We start from the raw sequence: 19,491 nt of genomic DNA, 5'->3' as shown, positions 1-19,491 counted from the left end.
CTTAAAAAAAACAAGGATTGAACTTAAATAAAAAAGAGGAATTCGATAAATTCCTCTTTTTATTAAATACCTTTATATTTTATTGTTCTGGAACAATCCAATAGGAGTAATGATAAGATGCATAAGGCAATCGGTACTTCTCTAATGGAAGTGCTCCCCAACTATTTATACTACCTAACCCTTGTAAATATCCATCAACATTAAGATACACGTCTTTTCTTGCTGTTAACTCACCAGCATGCTTTTGCGTTTTTTTATCTCCAGAGTCAAGATCTTCTTTTGTATAATGGAGTGCTGAAACATTTAATAATGAGTTTCCAATTATTTTTATTTTGGTTGTTTTACCGCCAGATAATTCTACCCAGCGAACATCGAGTTTATTTCCTGTTTCCTGTGGCCTTATATATGGAAAATACTGATCTTCAATTGAACTATTATAGAGCCCTACCTTTGCCGCATGTTGCCTGTCTGGGTATGACTCAAAAGGTCCTTTACCATACCAGGAAATGTTAGTGTAGGTTTCAGGAAGTACAATTTCATTTCCAAACTTAAACATATTACTATGCGTCCCTTTTACTTTCTTGAAATCATTTATTACCTCTAAAACCCCATCTCCATTTATTACAAAAGTCTGGGTATAGGAAGCATCGCCATTAAAAATATCCTTAATAATTTCAATAGATATTTGACTATTCGTTATTCGTTTAATATTAAAACTTACCTCAGAACTACTACCAGCGTCTTTCCACTCTTTAAATTTATTTTGAGTTCTTGCACCATAATCATTATCAATAGGTGCTCTCCAGAAGTTCACCTCCGGGCCATCTTTTATAATCACGGAACCATTATAGATATACGAAACAAGTCTCCCCTTATTTTTATTAAAATTTAAAACAAAGTTATCTCCTGAAACTTCTACAATACCCTCTTTTTTGGTTGTATATGTAACTGCTGCATCAGATTCAGATGGTTTTAGTATGGTTCCCTCTTCTAATAGAAATTGCTGATATGCAACTTCATGCCCTTGAGAAAGTAAAGACTCATCGCTTTTAAGAACTGCACTTAAATTTAGAAAGTATTCCTGTCCACTTTTAAAATCAGAACTAAAAGGAATCTTAAAGGTTTTCGTTTGTTGTGGTGTCACATTTATATCATTCAGCGATCCCTTTTCTACGATTTCTCCATCAGCAATTACCTCCCAGTTTAATTGATAATTTTCAAGATTTCTAAAGAAATACCAGTTCTTAATTTTTATTAAACCATTATTTAAATCCTGTTCATAAAACTTGACGTTTTGTTGTATGTGTTTTACCTCATAAATATGTGGATTTGGTTTTCTGTCAGGTTGAACCAAACCATTATTAAGGAAATTGTTTGAACTAGGCGTACCTTCAGGTCCAAAATCACCTCCATAAGCATAAATTTCTTTGCCATTTTTAACCGTTTTCAAACCTTGATCTACGAAATCCCATATAAAACCTCCCTGAAGCTTTTCATATTTTTCATAAAGATCCCAATATTCTTTAAATCCTCCCATACTATTTCCCATAGCATGAGCGTATTCACATTGTACAAGAGACCTTTCATATTGGGGATCTTCTGCATATTCCTTAACCCATTTAGGCGTAGCATACATCGGAACATATAAATCGGTATTCCATTCCAAACCTGCACGTTCGTATTGAACCGGGCGTGTTGCATCCATTTCCTTCGCCAATAAATAAGTATTATAAAAATTGTATCCGTTTCCTGCTTCATTACCCAATGACCAAATCACAATAGAAGGGTGATTCTTGTCTCTTTCAATCATACGTTCAGTCCTTTCCATATGAGCCTTTAACCACTTTGGGTTGTTAGCTAAAGTCCTTGTAAGATTGTAACCCATACCATGCGATTCTATATTTGCTTCATCTATCACATAAATACCATATTCATCACAGAGTTCATACCAGTAAGGATCATTTGGATAATGACATGTTCGTACCGCATTAATATTGTATTCTTTAAATAAACGGATATCTTTCAACATATCTTCTCTTGAAATCACATGACCTTTTACCGGATCATGCTCGTGCCTGTTAACCCCCTTAAATAGAATCGCTTTACCATTTAATAAAAAACGACCATTTTTGATTTCAGAAGTTCTAAATCCAATTTTTCTGATTATAGCCTCCTTTATATTACCTTTTTGATTTCTATGAATTATTTTTAATTCATACAACTCTGGTGTTTCAGCTGACCATGCTGCCACATCTTTCAGTTCTTTTTCGAAGGAAATAGCTATTGTTTCTCCCGACTCCGATTTGTATGTCTTTTCCTCTGAATAAATTTTAGTACCACTTTTAAAAAGCTCAATTCCTAAAGCCCCCTTCTGTCTTTTATCATTATGATTCTCTAATAGTACCTCAATATTAAATAATCCATCTCTATAATTATTCGTTAATCCTGCATGAATAGTAAAATCGTTTACAAACATTTTAGGACGAGCATAGACATACACATCCCTTTCAATTCCAGAAAATCTCCAGAAATCCTGACATTCTAAATAGCTACCATCACTCCATCTGTAAACCTCCAAAGCAACAGTATTCTCACCTGTGTTAATATATTCGGTAATATCAAATTCAGCCGGAAGTTTAGATCCTTGACTATAGCCTACCTTTTCTCCATTGATCCAAATATAAAATGCCGATTTAACAGCTCCAAAGTGCATTATAATCTCTTCTCCATTCCAATTATCCGGTATATTAAATGATCTTTTATAAGAACCTACCGGGTTGTATCCATCAGGAATATCCGGTGGATTTGGATTGGTGGTATTAAATGGATATTCAGTATTGGTATATATAGGAATTCCATAACCTTCAACTTCCCAGTTTGAAGGCACCTCTATGTCATCCCACCCCAGCGTTGAATAATTACTCTTATAGAAATCTTTTGGCCTTAATTCCGGACTCCTCGACCAGTTAAATTTCCAGGTACCGTTTAAGGATAAAAAGCGTGTTGATCTTGAAGATTCATTTTCTTCTGCCTGTTGCAAAGATTCATATGCAAAAAAAGAGGCTCTTGGTGGTAATTTATTTATCGCTACCACATCAGGGTTCTCTATTACCGGATCTAGTGTTTGTCCGTGCAGATTTAATGCCCCTACACACAACAGTAGGCTAATTTTTTTTAAAAGTTGATTCATTGTTAATTTGTTCTTGTTTTGTATCGATCCTAATGATCAATAATAGTTTTTAATTTCCATGCACAATATATTAACAGCCTGAGCAGAAATGAAAAATGCCCTACCAGTTTGTAGGGCATAAACATAATATATATTAAAAATATGATGCTATTTTTTATTCACTATCCAAGTATTATTACTATTATATTTCCCTTCAATAACAATTTTATATATTTCCGAAGAACTAACATCTAATTCTAACACTGTTTTTTCCGCACCTGATTTCACCTTTCCTATAAGCTCATAGTGATCATCAGCACCCTGATTAAAATTGTTAGTACTACTAATCCATATTTTCAATTTTTCTTTAGGATTATATGATTTCCAGGTTAATTGAATTTTCCTATTGTTAATTCTTTTTGCCTTTGCCTTTGCAACAGAAATTTTGCCGGTAATTGAAGTTCCATCAATTTCCCAAAGTTGATTTTTCTCCGGCTCAAGTTTTAGTTTTGATAACATGGTTGGCATAATGTCAACAACTCCGGGAACCTCTTCTTTAAAATAAGAGTTTAAGTTCTTGGAATTTGTAACAATCCATGTGGACCGCTCTCTATCACTTTGTCCACCATGATGTTTACCAGTGTGTTCATCACGACCATGATCTGTTGTAATAAAAATAGTCCAGTTTTCGTTAAAATTTTGTTCTCTATACTGAATAGAATTCCATAATTTACCTATCTTTTTATCCATGGCTTCAATAGAATTATGGAACTGCGGACTATCACCATTCTCATGTCCCATATGATCTGTATATTCAAGATAAACCCACATTAAATCAGGGCTTCCCTCCTTAATATATGAAGCGGCTCCATCGGTTACGTGTTCATCTATTTTATGAATATACATACTACTATTGCCATGTGGGAAATTTATAGTATCATGCTCAAAACCATCGAAATGGTAATCTAATTTTATATTTCCGGTTTCTGGCTTTCCTTCTCCTATCAACTTAGTACGATTATCAAGCCATGTAGAAAATATCGCAGTCTTAAGATTTGGTCTTAATTCCTCTGCGAAACGAAATATAGTCCAATAATTATAATTAGGTGCCTTGATACTATTCCCCCAAACATTATGTTTATTTACCCATGTCCCGGTTATTAAACTATTATAACCTACAGCAGAAATTGTTGGTGTTTGCGAATAACCATCTTTTTCACCTCCAACATATGCTCTGGTATAACCTCCTTCCTTTGAGATGGCATCCAGATTAGGCGTATTAATTTTTTCGATAACATCAGATGAAATACCATCGACTATTACAAACAATACTTTATCCCCGGCTTTTTGAGCGTAAAATATGTTCATGATGAATAAACAAATTAATGTTATTTTGAAGTTCGCTTTCATATTGCTATGTATTTGTTTTAGTTTGTTTTAAAAGTTGTGACGACAAAACCATGATCAGATGGATATCTGATGGTTTTATTATTTATTTGAAAAGGTTCATTTAGGAATGCTTTATAAGACCCTGAACTTATAGGGGTTAGTTTAGCCCCTTTATAAAAAATATAATCTATTCGGTGTTCGTCTTTTTTATCCTTTACATCCCATGTAAATCCAGGATTCTGAATAGGATCAGTATTCAACATTCTATACGTATCTTTTAATCCTATACTTTCTAATACCTTGGTAGCATACCAGGGAACCACTAACCCGTTATGTATTTCTTTAGTATTTTCGCCCCAATCTAAATGAGATGGGGTATTCATATCACCTCCGAATATCATGGGGATAGAATCCGTTTGTGAGGCATATGTTTCAAGATAGGGCAAAACTTTCTGAATCATTTTAAATTTGGTCTCTGTTCGCTCCCATTCAAGAAGTTCTTCTGCAGTTTTCCCCATTTCATGAGGCTGATCATGCCACGGTAAATAATGAAACCAATTGGTAAAAAAACGGACTTTGTATTTATCTACAAAAACTTCTCTTCCACCCAAATAAAATGGATGCTCAGTATCTATGCGATCTCCGAATGGATACCTGGAAATGATGGATAAATTGACTCCTTTGTCATCTTGAGATGTTCCTTCAGGAGCAATGAGGTGAAAGTTATATCCAAGAGCATCTGCTACCTTTTTACCTGATCCATATGTTTCTACCATTAAAATAACATCCGGATTAACTTCTTTTATTATTTGAATTACATTCTCAGGTCCGTTTTCTATATCATTTCCCCCATGAAGGATATTCCAGGCCATGACCTTGAAAGTATTTGGCTCATTTTTATCCTTACAACCCGATAGACTGAAAGCTAATGCTAATATTACTAAATGTAACTTTTTCATTTACTAAAAAGAATGTGGATAATAAGTATTAGTGATAGATCCGTCTTCAAAAAGATCTATTATGGCATAACCTGGCGGTGTTTCGTGATACCAGTATTTTTTAGCAGAATCTTTATTTCCTTCTCCCCACCAAAATCCACTCAACGATCCATTACAAAAATAATTAACATTATTATAGGTGGCACTATCCAATAAATGCATATGACCGCTTATACAATGAATTTTTTTATAACTATGCTCATAGAACAATTTGGTAATATAGGCACTATCTGTATGGCTACCTCCATAAGGAATTGTACTTACACCTAGTATGGGATAATGAGACATCACTAGCACCGATGCATTATTCGGAATCCTATCAAGCTCATTTTCAAGCCAAGTACGCTGTTCCTCATCCAAAGATCCAGCATTTTTATTATTACTGTCAAGTATAATAAAATACCATCCTTTTTGAGAAAAGCTATAATACCGATTAGGCATTCCCAATTTTTTAATGACATAATCTTTTCCATACATCTCATCATCTTTATTGGGTGCTGCCCACCACATATCGTGATTACCAAGGCAACTGTACATTTTGTACGTGTCAAATTCTTTACGTACTTGATCCCAAATATTCCACTGTTCGATAACACTCTCACGTGTTATATGACTATAATCCGCAGCCATAATTGTATCACCTCCATTAAGGAAGAAATCGACATCATGATCTTTTATCTCGGACAAACATTTTCTGAAACGATTAGGAGCATCATTAGCCGAAGATAAATGAATGTCCGTAATATGGGCCAATCTTAAAAGTCTATTCGTAGTGTATTTTAATTTCTTGGGTAATGCTATAGATTGGATAGGGCTTAAAGATATAGCCCCGGCTGCCATCCCCAACTTTTTTAATGCCTCTCTTCTTTTGGAATTATAATTTTTCACTTTAAAATATCCTTTAATTTTACTCTATTTTGAAGGTAGCCAAAACACCTTTGTGATCTGAAGGCCATTTACCCGTGGGTTCCAGAAATTTATCAGAAGCCGTTTTATCTTGTATAGCTTGACCTTTAACAATAGTTTCTGAAGGTCCCACAACTATAACATCCTCTACATTTAATCGCTCATTTTCACTGTAATATATAAAGTCAATTCGATCCCTGTCGTCGGCATCAGGGGTCCAAATCATTTCAGAAATTTCCACATCCCTGTTATAAGCCTCCCAAGTAAATCCAGGATGCGATACCGGGTCCGGAAACTTTACTCTATAGGAATCTAAATAGCCTTGCTTCTCAAGCATAACACTATTATGCCATGGCACTACCACCCCATTGTGATCAAACATGTTTTTTGTTGCATCTGTCCAATCTAAATGTGAAGGTTCATTAAAGTCTCCACCTAAAAACACGAGGTTTCCTTTTTCCTTTTCCTTAGATGCGTCTTCTATAAACAATGATATCGCCTCATCTCGTTGTGAAGCTTTATTTTGAGCCAATATTTCATTAACATCTAAAACAGGTTCCGGAAGTTTTTTCCAGGTAATGCCGTCATATCCTCTTGGTAAGTAACATGCGTAATGCGTGTAATCAAGATGTGCTGCATAAACTGCCAGGGTGGTTTCATCATTCACTTCTACGATACACTTTGTTAGTGAATTCGATGCTATTGACGGAGTAGCAATAATGTTATATTTAGATAAAATAATTGGAGACTTCCCAGAATTGAAAGAATGATACTCAATTCCTCTTTTTTTAAGCTCTCCCACTATTTTCGTACTAAAAGTAACATTATTGTAATTATTAATTTCACATAGCATCACAATATCAGCTTCCGCTTGCTCAATGACTTCTGCCAATGCTTCAAATCCTCCCTCAACCCGGGTTGTTTCATGCCATGTATTGAGTGATAAAACCTTTAAAGTTCCATTAAATGAAATCTCTTCAGATATGGTATTATCATCTTGATCCTGTTGCTTTTTGGTAACTTCACAACTAAACACGCCTACAAATAGAAGTGTAATGAATAAATATTTCAGCTTTTGTCTTATCATTTCATTCAATTTTTAAATTAAAATGAAGGGAGTTAAACTCCCTTCATTTAGATCAACCAAATTAAACTAAAGTAACTTCACTTTTAAGTTACTGAAGAGTTATTGTATTATTTGTTGTATACCAATAAACCCATGATCCGCCAGACATATAATACACATCAAAACCAACATGTATTTCTCCTGAACAAACATCATAAGAACCTGACCCTACCTGTCTGAACTGATATTCATATCCATCGCTATCCGTACCAGCATTAAAATCATCAAACGTTACAGATCCCTTTGTTCCTCCATCCAAATCCGGTGTTAAAGTAACCTCCAGAGTTGCATTGGAAAATGGTGAATAGGTAATTAAGTTCCCTACTAAAGTAACAACAGAACCATTCACCGATCCATTAATATCATGTGTTCCCCATGGTGTTTGATTCGTTAGTGCTCCGTCAAAAACAGAAATCGTTTCTGTACATTCATCATCTGCTATAACTACCTTCATAACAGCATTAGTTGGATTTTCAATACCTAACCCTACTTTTATTTCCGGTTTGCTAATGTTCTCAATACGAATATCAAAACTTCTTTCCAGGTCAGTCCCGATCTCATTGTCGATGGTACTTACGAATAAGGTGTCTGAGATAAAACTTCCACTTTTAAAAATTAATGATTTTGAAGATAATTCATAGTCTATACCTTCCTCAACATTAGTGTTGGTAACGGATAGATCTACTCTTATATCTTCCGTAGGTTCATATCCCATCAACCTAAGAACAACCGGTATTGGTTCTATACTTCCTCCATTTTCATTTATAGTAACCGACTCATTCTGAAAGGAAATAAATTCAAAGATAGGATCTTTTATAGTGTCATCGTCGCTACAGGCTAACACTACCAAAATACCTAATAAGCCTATTATTAATCTAAGATTTTTCATTTTTTTGAACTTTTTTTATTCTTGTTTTAATAACCACATCTCTCCATTAACATTATCACCATCAGGAAATTGACGGTTTACTGCCGTTTCCAGATTATTAAGGTTCTCATTAATTTCACTTTGAGGATACATCCAACGCTTAGGTATGATTTCATTGTTTAATACACCACCTCCATTCGTCTTAAACTCAGGAAATCCTGTTCTGCGTTGATTGTAGAATGGTTCCCATCCTGAGTTCATAAAGAATGATATGTATTTTTGGGTGATAACCATTTCTATCCCCTGTTGCGGTACATACTGAACTGCAGCATTTTGTAAATAAGATTCTATGTCCTGGTTATCAACACCATAGAATTTCATAGAGGCTTCAATACCTTTATAGTATTGTTCGGCCGGATCTAAATTAATCCAACCGCGCGCTGCTGCCTCAGCCAGTGTAAAAGCAACCTCCGCATATCCGAGTGCAATGGAAGGTTCATTTATTGGATCATTGTAATATCGCTCATCAATTGGCGAGCCTTCTCCATTGGCTAATCTACCTGTATTGACATCTAATAATGCACTTCCATCGAATCCTCCATATGCATTAAAATCTGTCTCCTCTAAATCACTTCCATTTTCTTCTTTGTCTGCAAGCGTAAATAACCTGGGATCTTCATAGTTTTTAAGTAAATCAACAAAAGACTCATCAAAATAATAGGCCGTTTTAATGCTGTTATTATTGAAGTAAGGATACTCATTACCTTCTAAATTATAATAAGGCAATTGAAGATTATCTTGATTTGAATTAAAGATTGGATATAGCGAAGGATTCTCCACAATCTCTTTAAAACGATTTACAACATTTAATTTCGTATTGCCTTCTTTTTTAGATAGTGAAATTAAAACTCGAAGACTCAAAGAATTGATCGCTTTTTTCCAATTTTCAATAGATCCCTCATACACTAAATCTCCATTGATAATTCCATTGTCTTCATTCAGTAATTGATTGGCTGCTTTTAGGTCATCAAGAATACTTAGATATATATCTTCCTGCTTATCATATTTGGGAGTGAAATTTCCTTCAGATCCCTGAAGTGCGTCAAAATAAGGTACATCCCCAAAGGTATTCGTTAACCTTAAAAATATATAGGCTCTGAAAAATTTCCCTAAAGCTATATAATTAGTGTTCTCAATTTTCATGGCCTCTTCTTCCATTTTAACAACTTGTCTGAGACTATTGTATGCCCCAAATCCAGATCGTTGCCAACCGTAATATTGTTCCGAAGAAGACCCATCAGTATAAACCATTTGTCTACATGCCAAAGCTGCGGATAAAGTTACTTGTTGCAGATTGCTTATTTGAATTCCAGTTAAAAGTAGACCAGGGTCACCCTCAGTCGTCCTGTTTGGATCAATTTGATATTCCTCAAAATCCTTGCATCCCACAAATATGGTGATCAAGATTAAGCTAAATATGATATTTAAATTTTTCATCTTTTTATTATTGAACTAATTAAAAGGTTAAGTTAACATTGAAACCTATATTTCTTGTAGATGGTGTTTGCAAACTATCATAACCCGGATCAGGATCGACATTTGGTAAATCTGACCATACAGCAAGATTTCTTCCGATTAAAGAAACTGATGCTTTTTGAAATCCTATTTTATTAGCAAATCCATTAGGAACATTATAGGTTAAAATGATTTCTCTTAGTTTCATGAAAGTTTCATCATAGTAATGATCATATAGTGCATTACTGGTATTTTTCATCCATGAGATATAATTAACCTTGGTGGTATTAGGAGCATAAATTCGTGTATCATTTAGTATATTCCCTTCTACATCATATTCAACATCTCCTTCAACAACCACAACTCCGGGTCCAATGTAGGTCGACTCACCATTGTTGGCAGCATCACGATGCTCATTTACAGTACCGGGATGAGTTCCGCCCCACCACATTTTTTGATTGGTACTTGAATATATCAAACCTCCAATTCTTCCATCAAGAGAAGCACTTAACTTGAAGTTCTTATAGGTAAAGGTGTTTTGAAGACCAAAAACCCAATCCGGATCATTATTACCACGGTATCTAACTACCGGTTCCCATAAAGGCATACCATTACTTCCATAAATGAGCTGACCTCCCGGGGTAGTTAAATATTGCCAATTATAAATCTGGTCAGTTCTTTCTCCAACCTTGATATTGTTCAACTTATCCGAACCATCATATACCTCTTCCAGGGTCCTGTAACTATGACTCCAGTTAGATACCAAATTCCAGGAGAAATTATCTGTTTCTATTGGAGTTGCTGATAAAACGAGCTCTACACCCCTTCTTTTATAAACATTTCCATTAATCAGCCTTGAACCATATCCTGAAGTTGTCGAAACCGGAATAGAAACAATATTATTAGTATCTGTTATGGTATAATATGCTACATCAAAACCTAAACGGTTATTAAAAAACCTAACGTCTAAACCATATTCATAAGTATCTGAATTTGCAGGTTCTAAATCAGGGTTTAAGAGTGTTCCAGGATAAGAAAGGGATGGTGTATTATTCCAGGTTCTTCCTGTATCATAAGCTTGTAATTGGGAATAGGTACCGCCTGGAAGAGCGCCATCACCAACATTAGCCCAAGAACTTCTTAATTTAATAAATGGATCACTTGCGTCGAAATTCAATAAATCGGAAAGTACAACTGAAAATGACATGGAAGGATAGAAAAAAGAATTATTCGCAACTGGCAAAGTAGAAACCCAGTCATTTCTTCCTGTAATATTAATATACATGGAGTTTAAGAGCTCCAGATCTAGCGTAGCATAAACACTATTTACCTGTTCTTCTCCATTCCAGTTCCCTCCACTTATTGGGTTTATAGAGTTGTCAATATTATAAAATTCAGGAATTGTAAGCCCATCAGTGCCTACATTCATGTTTCGCCATGACTTATATCTGTTGGACGCACCAGCAGTAGCTGTAACAACAAAATCCTCAGATATTTCTTTATTATAACTTGCTAATAAATCCGTATTAATACTGAATTCATTGTTATTGGCAACCGAATAATTTCCTAAGGATACATCTCCATAACCAATGAAACTTTTTGGCCTTTTCCAATCTCTATTAACATTTGAGGAATTAAATCCAGATCTTAAACTAAAGTTTAAATCATCAGAAGCTTCATAATTTAAACGTATTTGTCCAAAGCTATTGTCCTTATAATATCCTTTTAAAGCTTCATAAGCTATAAAATAAGGGTTGTTATACCAAGATTTATTAAAGTGGCGTTGTTGCACTCCTTCTTGTCCTTCTACCCAATAATTTTTAAGATCCCGTACATCGACATCTGGTCCTGTCCATAAAACTAAATTATATAAGTAATTGAAAGGTCCGTATCCAACATCCGGAAAGTTACTCGTATATTGTCTGTTATAGGTTAAAGAAGCGTCAACATTTAAACGGTCGGTTATTTTATAACCTCCGGATACACCAAATGAAGAGTTCTTTAAATCTGTATTAGGCACAATTCCCTTTTGGTAAATATGTGATGCTGAAACTCTAAAGTTACTTTTTTCAGTTCCTCCACTTACTGATAAATTATTTGTAACGATCATCCCCGTTTCAAAAAAGTTCTTTACGTTGTCCTTACCTCGTGATAGAAAAGGAATAGGAATACGTTCCCCTGTAACTGGATCAATTGGACTGTTAAACTGAGGGGTCTCCCAATAACCGCTCGGAGTAGAAGGGTCTAATTGATCTAATTTAGGCCCCCAAATCCAACCTGCTCCTTCAGAACCAGAACCAGAACCGTTTACATATTCATATACTCCATTATTACCATTCCCATAAGTACTCTGTACTTCAGGAATACGGATAAAATCAGGTTGAAACATGACACTCACATTATAATCAATAGATGCCTTTCCCTGTTTACCTCTTTTTGTGGTTATCATCATAGCTCCACCTCGACCAATAGAACCATAGAGTGCAGAAGCCGTAGCTCCTTTTAACACACTTATATCTTCAATATCATCGGCATTAACCTTCCAAAGATCATTATCAGTACTCGGTACTCCGTCAATAACAATTAAGGGACGTCTTCCCCTTAATGAAATTCCGGGATCCTGAAATAATTCAGTACTATTACTAATAACTAAACCGGCAACTTTACCTGTTAAAGAGTTTACCACATTAGGTTCTCTTGCCTTAACAAGTGACTCCCCTTCAACTTCTTGAACTGAATACCCAAGAGCCTTAGTTTCTTTTTGAATCCCCAAAGCAGTAACCACAACTTCATCCAAGGCACTGGCTTCGACTTGAAGTTTCACGTTTAAGGTATTTTGCCCCCCTACTTTTACCTCTGTCGTTTTAAACCCTACATAGGATATTACTAAAATTGATTCAGAAGAAGGTACTGCAATTGAAAATTTACCATCAAAATCAGTAACCTGACCTGTAGTGGTACCTTTTAACATAACAGTAGCGCCTGGTAATGGCTGTTCTGTTTCAATATCGGTAACAGTTCCAGTTACCAATTTTTCTTGCGCAAAAACAACGTGGCTAAAAATTAAAAATGTAAATAATAATAGATTTTTGCCTATTTCATTCCTTTTTAAAAAACAACCACCTGCCTTGTTACTCACAACATTAAACAAGTTTAAAGCTTTCATTTAATTACTTTTAATTATTAATTAGGTTTTCGTTAATGGAATGCTAAAGTATTAAAATATTTTGATTGAATGGTCAATCAATTTAAAATCTTTGTATTATTTTTGTTAACTAAATATTAACTATGTTTGCATAATGGGTAGAAAAAGTTTAAAAAAAGAAAGACAAAAAGAGATTATAGAAGCCTTTTATAATGTCGCCAAAAAAGAAGGCCTGGAAAATACATCAGTAGCTAAAGTGGCTAAAGAACTTGATGTAAATAATAGCCTTATTCTCCATTATTTTAACTCAAAGGATGAATTAATATTTGGACTAATCAATTATATTCTGGATAACTATAAGTCCTTATATAATCCTAACCATTCAGGAGATAGCCGTACAAAACTGATAAGTACTATTAACAACCTGTTTTCAAGGGAATGGAACTCCCTTATAGATGATGGTGTGTTTTATAGCAGCTTTGCTCTGGTTTTTAGAAATAAAGCAATACAGGAAGCTTATAAAAACATGCATCAATCATTAAGAAACTATCTAACGGAAGTCATTAAAGAAGCTCAAACAGATAACGTTGTAGAAGTTGAAAATGCCAAAGAAACAGCAGAACTTATTTTTATTTTAGTAGAAGGCTCCTACTACTATCTTTCTTTATATGATGCTTCAACCCCAGTATATGAAGAAAAGATAAAGCGATATAAAAAAGCAGCGCTGGAAATGCTTAAAATTAATGAAAAGGTCTAAATCAAGATCTTTTCTTTTTTTTTAAAATCATTAGTATTGCCATAAAACCTATAATCATCCATACAAGATTGGTAAAGAAATTAGGACGATCTTTGGTATCATAGGCACATATTACCAAACATAAACCTCCCAATACATTCATAACCTGGTATGGCAATCTGTCCGGCCTTATTTTGTTAAAGCTCAGAAGCACATAGGCAACGAGATAAAAAAATGAACCTATCCAGCCAACAATTTCATAAATATTCATTCATCATTATTTAGGGTTCAACAACTGTAATTTCCCCAAAAAGCTTAGCCCTCCAATCACTCCAATGATACTTTTTAGAAAAAATAAAGATCAATATCGGGAAGATTATAAAAACCGGAAATAATACATCAAAACCCAATACAGGTTCAGAAACATCCTTTAAAACCGAATTTGTTTGAAAAGCAGTCCAATCAGCAGTAACCAACAAGGCTGTAAATAAATTATTAGCAGCATGAAACCCTAAGGCAAGCTCTAATCCTTCATCCATTAAAGTAATTATTCCCAAAAAGAAGCCGGTACCTATATAATATACCATGATACCAAAGCCAAGCTTTTCCACCTCCGGATTCCCCAAATGCATTAAACCAAACAAAATAGAGGTTATAAATAAGGGAACCCATCGATTTTTAACCATAAGTCCTATACCCTGCATCATGTATCCTCTAAACATATATTCTTCAAAACTCGTTTGAAGGGGAATTAAAACAATACTGATAAGACTCAATATTAAAAACGGAACCAAATTAAAATTTAACTGATAATTTTCAGGATTTAAAAAATAATCAACACCTATCATTCCGGAAGATATACTTCCCCAAAGAATAAAAGCAAAGAAAATTCGTTTCCAATCAACCTTCCTTCTTGAAGTGGTAAGCGAAGTGATCGATTGTTCGTGTACCAGCTTTACCCAACCCCAAACAACAAATAGTCCAACCGCCAATGGCGCCAACAATATAATAAGAACAATGTTTGATCCGAGTTTGTCGATCATACTCTGAAGCATAGCCTCTACACTCACCGGCGAATTAACTGTACTGATGTAGTTAAAAATAATAAACCCGATAAAGCATACTGGAAGTACCCAATATTTCCATAAACCTATGTTCCCTTTATAACCTTGTTCTATATACATGTTCTTATTATAAATTAAAATTCCAATCTACCTTCCTGTTATAATGCAAAGCGCCATTCTTAACCTCCAACGGGGCATCGATGTTATTGGTGTACAATCCACCTGTTCCAAGTCCCTGAGGCATTTTACTATTCAAAGTATAGGTCCATTGAGCAATGGCATTAAGACCGATATTACTTTCTAACGCACTCGTTATCCACCAACCTATATCCATTTTATCCGCCAGATCAATCCAGTCAGCACTACCCCCATATCCTCCCACTAAACTTGGCTTCAAAATAATATAATGCGGTTTTATAACTTGTAATAACTCCTCCTTCTCTGTTACATCAAAGACTCCTATTAATTCTTCATCAAGGGCAATTGGTAATGGCGACAATTCACAAAGTCTAGCCATATCCTGAAATTGGCCTTGCTTTATGGGCTGCTCTATGGAGTGAAGTTCAAATTCTGAAAGGCACTTTAATTTTTCGAGAGCTTCATCAGGTAAAAAAGCGCCATTAGCATCAACTCTTAACTCTATTTCATTAGATGAAAACTCTTTACGAATGGCTCTTAAAAGATTAATTTCTGTTTCAAAATCAATGGCTCCTATCTTCATCTTTATGCATTGAAAACCCTGATGGAGCTTTTCTTTTATCTGTCGCTTCATAAAAGAAGCCTCCCCCATCCAAATTAATCCGTTTATTTCGATAGAATCCTTACCACTTGTAAAGTCTGAAGGATATAACAAAAATTCATTTTGACTTTCAAGAGATAAAAAAGCCTGCTCTAAGCCAAATTGAATTGATGGATAGTGTTTTAGCTTGTGAATTAATGTCTTTTTACCAAGATGAATATGATCACAAACCCACTTGAGTCGGTCCTCATAATTGGGTTTATCCTCGATACTCAAAGATCTGAGGATACCACACTCGCCAATTCCTCTTTTACCATCTTCTTCTAAAATAATAAACCAGGTTTCTTTCTGGGTAAGAACACCTCTTGAGGTCCCGCTTGGTTTTTTAAAATCAAGAATATACTTGTGGTAGGTTGCTTTCATGAATAATTTCTTCAATTATTTAAAGTTCGAGGCTTTCTCCAATTTCAAGCAACATCAAATCTTTATCACTATCAAAGAATTTACGCTTCGCCTCTTCATGATCTATTTCAATATACCCAAATGTGTCATAATGATATCCCATTATCTTATCACATTCAACGAAATCAGAAGCCTTGATCGCCTCATCAACACCCATTGTAAAGTTACCTCCTATAGGCAAAATAGCTAAGTCTAATTTGGTGAACATTGGTATTAACTTCATATCCATAGTTAATGAAGTATCACCTGCGATATATATATTTTTATGTTCTCCTTCAATCACAAATCCTCCGGGTTGACCACCATAACTACCGTCTGGAAAAGAAGAAGTATGAATAGCCGGAACATATTTTACCTTTCCAAACTCAAAATCCCATGTACCACCATGGTTCATAGGGTGATGATCAAAACCTTTTTTACCATAATACGCAGCTATTTCAAAATTTGAAACGATCACCGCATTAGTCCTTTTGGCGATAGCTTCTACATCAAGTATGTGATCTTGATGTGCATGTGTTAATAAAATATAATCCGCTGATATTTTGTCTATATCAATATGTGAGGCTTTTTCATTTCCAGTTATAAACGGATCCACCAGGACATTAATATCTCCAATTGTAATCCCCAAACAAGCATGACCGTAAAATGTAATTTTCATCTACAAAGATTGTTTTTAAATTAAGGTTTTATTTTTCTTGAATTTACAAAATTTGTCCTAACGTAAATAACACAGAAAATAAAAAAGTACCGAGTGCCAATTTTTTTAGCTCAGGATCTAACTCTTGCGGTTCATCATTTTTATAAACCGTAACCAAATGCTTCACAAGTGGGAAAAAAGCAATTATAAAAAGTAAATTCAAAGGGCCTTTATAAGTTAGAACAACAAAAATTAAACTAAAGAACATGGCTGATATTAAAAGGTAGTAATGATAATACTTTGCAAATTCTGCCCCTATTTTTACTACCATCGTGTTTTTACCCGTTTGAATATCAGTCTCACGATCTCTCATATTATTGAGATTTAGAACTCCAACACTCAAAAGACCGATGGTCAGTGCAGGTAAAAAAATCGTCAAATCCAGGGCTTTAGCATAAAGAAAATAAGAGCCTGCCACACTAACCAAACCAAAAAAAATAAAAACAAAAATATCTCCAAAACCTGAATATCCATAAGCAGATTTACCAACAGTATATTTAATTGCAGCTACAATACAAGCAATTCCCAGAATAAAGAAAATAAAAGACAAGAAGAAATGTTCACTTCCAAATGCCGCATAAATTAACATTAGTGCAATCACTAAAGTAATAACAGTAGTTAGAATGACAGCGCTCTTCATCTGCTTTGGAGTAATTAATCCACTAGCTACCAACCGCTTTTCTCCTACTCGGTTTGCATCAGTTCCCTTTACACCATCTCCATAATCATTTGCAAAATTTGACAGCACCTGAAATCCAACCGTGGTCAGTAAAGCCAAAACAAAAATTTGCCAACTAAAATATCCATCAGCCGCAGCTAATCCGGTTCCAACGATGATTCCTGACAAAGACAAAGGAAGTGTTCGCAAACGTGCAGCAGCTATAAAAGCCTTTGTTTTACCCGACATAAAAAGTTTATTAATTATTATAATCTCCGTAAGTTCCTTTTATTAAGGAATCCACTTTTTATCAAAGTTTGGTTTACGCTTTTCTAAGAATGCATTACGCCCTTCTTTTGCTTCATCTGTCATATATGCTAAACGCGTAGCTTCTCCTGCAAACACTTGCTGCCCTACCATACCGTCATCAGTAAGGTTCATGGCAAACTTCAACATTTTGATAGAAATTGGAGATTTTGCTAAAATTTCCTGTGCCCATTCATAAGCTGTTGACTCCAACTCATCATGAGGTATAACAGCATTTACCATTCCCATTTCGTAGGCCTCTTGAGCTGAATAGTTTCTTCCTAAAAAGAAAATCTCTCTTGCTTTTTTCTGCCCTACCATCTTTGCCAAATATGCCGATCCATAACCACCATCAAAACTAGTTACATCCGCATCAGTCTGTTTAAAAATAGCATGCTCCTTACTGGCAAGAGTCAAATCGCAAACTACGTGCAAGCTATGTCCACCTCCTACGGCCCATCCGGGAACTACGGCAATAACCGCCTTTGGCATAAAACGAATCAAACGCTGAACTTCAAGTATGTTTAAACGATGATATCCATCATCGCCTACATAACCTTGTTTACCCCTGGCTTTTTGATCCCCTCCACTACAAAATGACCAAACACCATCCTTGGTTGATGGTCCTTCAGCAGATAATAAAACAACACCGATACTGGTATCTTCATTGGCATCGTAAAATGCCTTATACAACTCAGCCGTTGTTTTTGGTCTAAATGCATTTCTTACATTAGGCCTGTTAAATGCTATCCGGGCTACACCATCACATTTCTTATAAGTTATATCTTCATAACCCTCTATTATTCTCCAATTTGGTGAACTCATATGCTATTATTTTTATTAAATCCTTTCCTTTATTTGTTTAAATAAATACCGTCTTCTTTAATTTGAATGAGTTTTTGCTTGTATAAGGATCCAATGGCCTTCTTAAAACTCTTTTTACTCATTCCCAACATCTCTTTTATTAAATCAGCATCGCTTTTATCATGTAAACCAAGAAAACCGTTATTATCCTCTAGTTCCTTTAGTATTTTTTGCGCAGTAGGTTCTATATTCTTATAACCAATCTGTTGTAAAGAAATATCAATTTTGTGATCATCTCTTATTTTTTTCACAACCCCCTTCAAACGGTCTCCCAAATGCAAATCACTATAGATTTCATTTTCATAAACCAGACCTTTGTGCCTTTGATTGATGATAACCTCCACACCCATTTCTGTATGTCTTGAAACTATCAAATCTACTTCTTCAAACTTTTCAACGGATAATTCTTCATTCGAAATAAAATTATTCGTCTTACTCGAAGCAACCAGTCTATCTGTCTCCTCATCCATGTATAAATACACCAAATACCATTTCCCTTTCTCCATTTTACGGGCTTGCTCACGGTAAGGCACAAACAAATGTTTTTCAAGACCCCAATCCATAAATGCACCTATTTCATTCACCTCCACGGCTTGAAGTAAAGCAAAATTATTCAAGATTATTTTAGGTTTTAAGGTGGTCGCTACCGGACGTTCATCATGGTCCAGGTAACAGAAAACCTTCAGCTTATCACCGATCTCATAATTTTCCGGAACATATTTATTAGGCAATAGGATATCATTCTCCTCTTCATCTCCCAAAAATAACCCTACAGAAGTAAGTCGTAATATTTCGAGCGTATTATATTCTCCAATTTTAATCATAATATATTGTCTTATACAAGCAGGT

16 protein-coding genes are annotated in these 19,491 nt (G+C 34.9%); 1 reads left to right on the top strand and 15 read right to left on the bottom strand.

What is annotated here, in order from left to right; genetic code table 11:
* Positions 1–79: 79 nt before the first annotated feature.
* From P278_RS05205 to P278_RS05170, 8 genes are all read right to left on the bottom strand, one after another.
* Complete coding sequence (locus P278_RS05205; RefSeq protein ID WP_038263388.1) at positions 80–3,190, bottom strand: glycoside hydrolase family 2 TIM barrel-domain containing protein; 3,111 nt, start codon at positions 3,188–3,190, stop codon at positions 80–82.
* Between the two features lie 147 nt (positions 3,191–3,337).
* Positions 3,338–4,537, bottom strand: coding sequence for an alkaline phosphatase family protein (locus tag P278_RS05200; protein WP_235444254.1), 1,200 nt, complete (start codon positions 4,535–4,537; stop codon positions 3,338–3,340).
* A gap of 59 nt (positions 4,538–4,596) precedes the next feature.
* Positions 4,597–5,517, bottom strand: coding sequence for an endonuclease/exonuclease/phosphatase family protein (locus tag P278_RS05195; RefSeq protein WP_038263383.1), 921 nt, complete (start codon positions 5,515–5,517; stop codon positions 4,597–4,599).
* Positions 5,518–5,520: 3 nt separating this feature from the next.
* The gene (locus tag P278_RS05190; protein WP_235444253.1) at positions 5,521–6,444 is read right to left on the bottom strand and encodes a metallophosphoesterase family protein; all 924 of its coding nucleotides are present in this window, start codon (positions 6,442–6,444) and stop codon (positions 5,521–5,523) included.
* Positions 6,445–6,463: 19 nt separating this feature from the next.
* Positions 6,464–7,549: an endonuclease/exonuclease/phosphatase family protein gene (locus tag P278_RS05185; RefSeq protein WP_074979127.1), complete on the bottom strand. Its 1,086-nt coding sequence runs from the start codon at positions 7,547–7,549 to the stop codon at positions 6,464–6,466.
* A gap of 88 nt (positions 7,550–7,637) precedes the next feature.
* Complete coding sequence (locus P278_RS05180) at positions 7,638–8,477, bottom strand: Calx-beta domain-containing protein (RefSeq protein ID WP_038263380.1); 840 nt, start codon at positions 8,475–8,477, stop codon at positions 7,638–7,640.
* A 15-nt stretch (positions 8,478–8,492) separates the two neighbouring features.
* Positions 8,493–9,953, bottom strand: a complete 1,461-nt coding sequence (locus P278_RS05175) for a SusD/RagB family nutrient-binding outer membrane lipoprotein (RefSeq protein ID WP_038263377.1) — start codon at positions 9,951–9,953, stop codon at positions 8,493–8,495.
* 19 nt (positions 9,954–9,972) lie between these two features.
* A complete protein-coding gene (locus P278_RS05170) occupies positions 9,973–13,137 on the bottom strand; it encodes a SusC/RagA family TonB-linked outer membrane protein (RefSeq protein WP_082436096.1) in 3,165 nt (1,054 codons plus the stop codon).
* Between the two features lie 133 nt (positions 13,138–13,270).
* Here P278_RS05170 and P278_RS05165 point away from each other — a divergent pair, with 133 nt between their 5' ends.
* Positions 13,271–13,873 (top strand): TetR family transcriptional regulator, encoded by a 603-nt coding sequence (locus tag P278_RS05165; RefSeq protein WP_038263376.1) that lies wholly within the window; start codon positions 13,271–13,273, stop codon positions 13,871–13,873.
* Position 13,874: 1 nt separating this feature from the next.
* Here the strand turns inward: P278_RS05165 and P278_RS05160 are convergent, their stop codons facing one another.
* From P278_RS05160 to P278_RS05130, 7 genes are read right to left on the bottom strand one after another with little or no spacing between them, the layout of a single operon-like run.
* On the bottom strand, positions 13,875–14,123 hold the full coding sequence (locus P278_RS05160; protein ID WP_038263373.1) for a CBU_0592 family membrane protein: 249 nt from the start codon (positions 14,121–14,123) through the stop codon (positions 13,875–13,877).
* 10 nt (positions 14,124–14,133) lie between these two features.
* Positions 14,134–15,036: a CPBP family intramembrane glutamic endopeptidase gene (locus tag P278_RS05155; RefSeq protein WP_038263370.1), complete on the bottom strand. Its 903-nt coding sequence runs from the start codon at positions 15,034–15,036 to the stop codon at positions 14,134–14,136.
* A gap of 7 nt (positions 15,037–15,043) precedes the next feature.
* On the bottom strand, positions 15,044–16,078 hold the full coding sequence (locus P278_RS05150; protein ID WP_038263367.1) for an o-succinylbenzoate synthase: 1,035 nt from the start codon (positions 16,076–16,078) through the stop codon (positions 15,044–15,046).
* Positions 16,079–16,097: 19 nt separating this feature from the next.
* Entirely contained in the window at positions 16,098–16,775 is a 678-nt protein-coding gene (locus P278_RS05145; protein WP_038263365.1) for a metal-dependent hydrolase, read from the bottom strand.
* 43 nt (positions 16,776–16,818) lie between these two features.
* Positions 16,819–17,721, bottom strand: coding sequence for a 1,4-dihydroxy-2-naphthoate octaprenyltransferase (gene menA, locus P278_RS05140; protein ID WP_038263363.1), 903 nt, complete (start codon positions 17,719–17,721; stop codon positions 16,819–16,821).
* Between the two features lie 42 nt (positions 17,722–17,763).
* Positions 17,764–18,603, bottom strand: coding sequence for a 1,4-dihydroxy-2-naphthoyl-CoA synthase (locus P278_RS05135; protein WP_038263361.1), 840 nt, complete (start codon positions 18,601–18,603; stop codon positions 17,764–17,766).
* Positions 18,604–18,632: 29 nt separating this feature from the next.
* A complete protein-coding gene (locus tag P278_RS05130) occupies positions 18,633–19,466 on the bottom strand; it encodes a CvfB family protein (protein WP_038263358.1) in 834 nt (277 codons plus the stop codon).
* Positions 19,467–19,491: the final 25 nt, after the last annotated feature.

This window comes from Zhouia amylolytica AD3 (genome assembly GCF_000511935.2).
GTDB classification, from domain to species: domain Bacteria; phylum Bacteroidota; class Bacteroidia; order Flavobacteriales; family Flavobacteriaceae; genus Zhouia; species Zhouia amylolytica.
The sequence above is the reverse complement of the archived record's forward strand: the minus strand, read 5'-3'. Positions and strand labels throughout refer to the sequence as shown.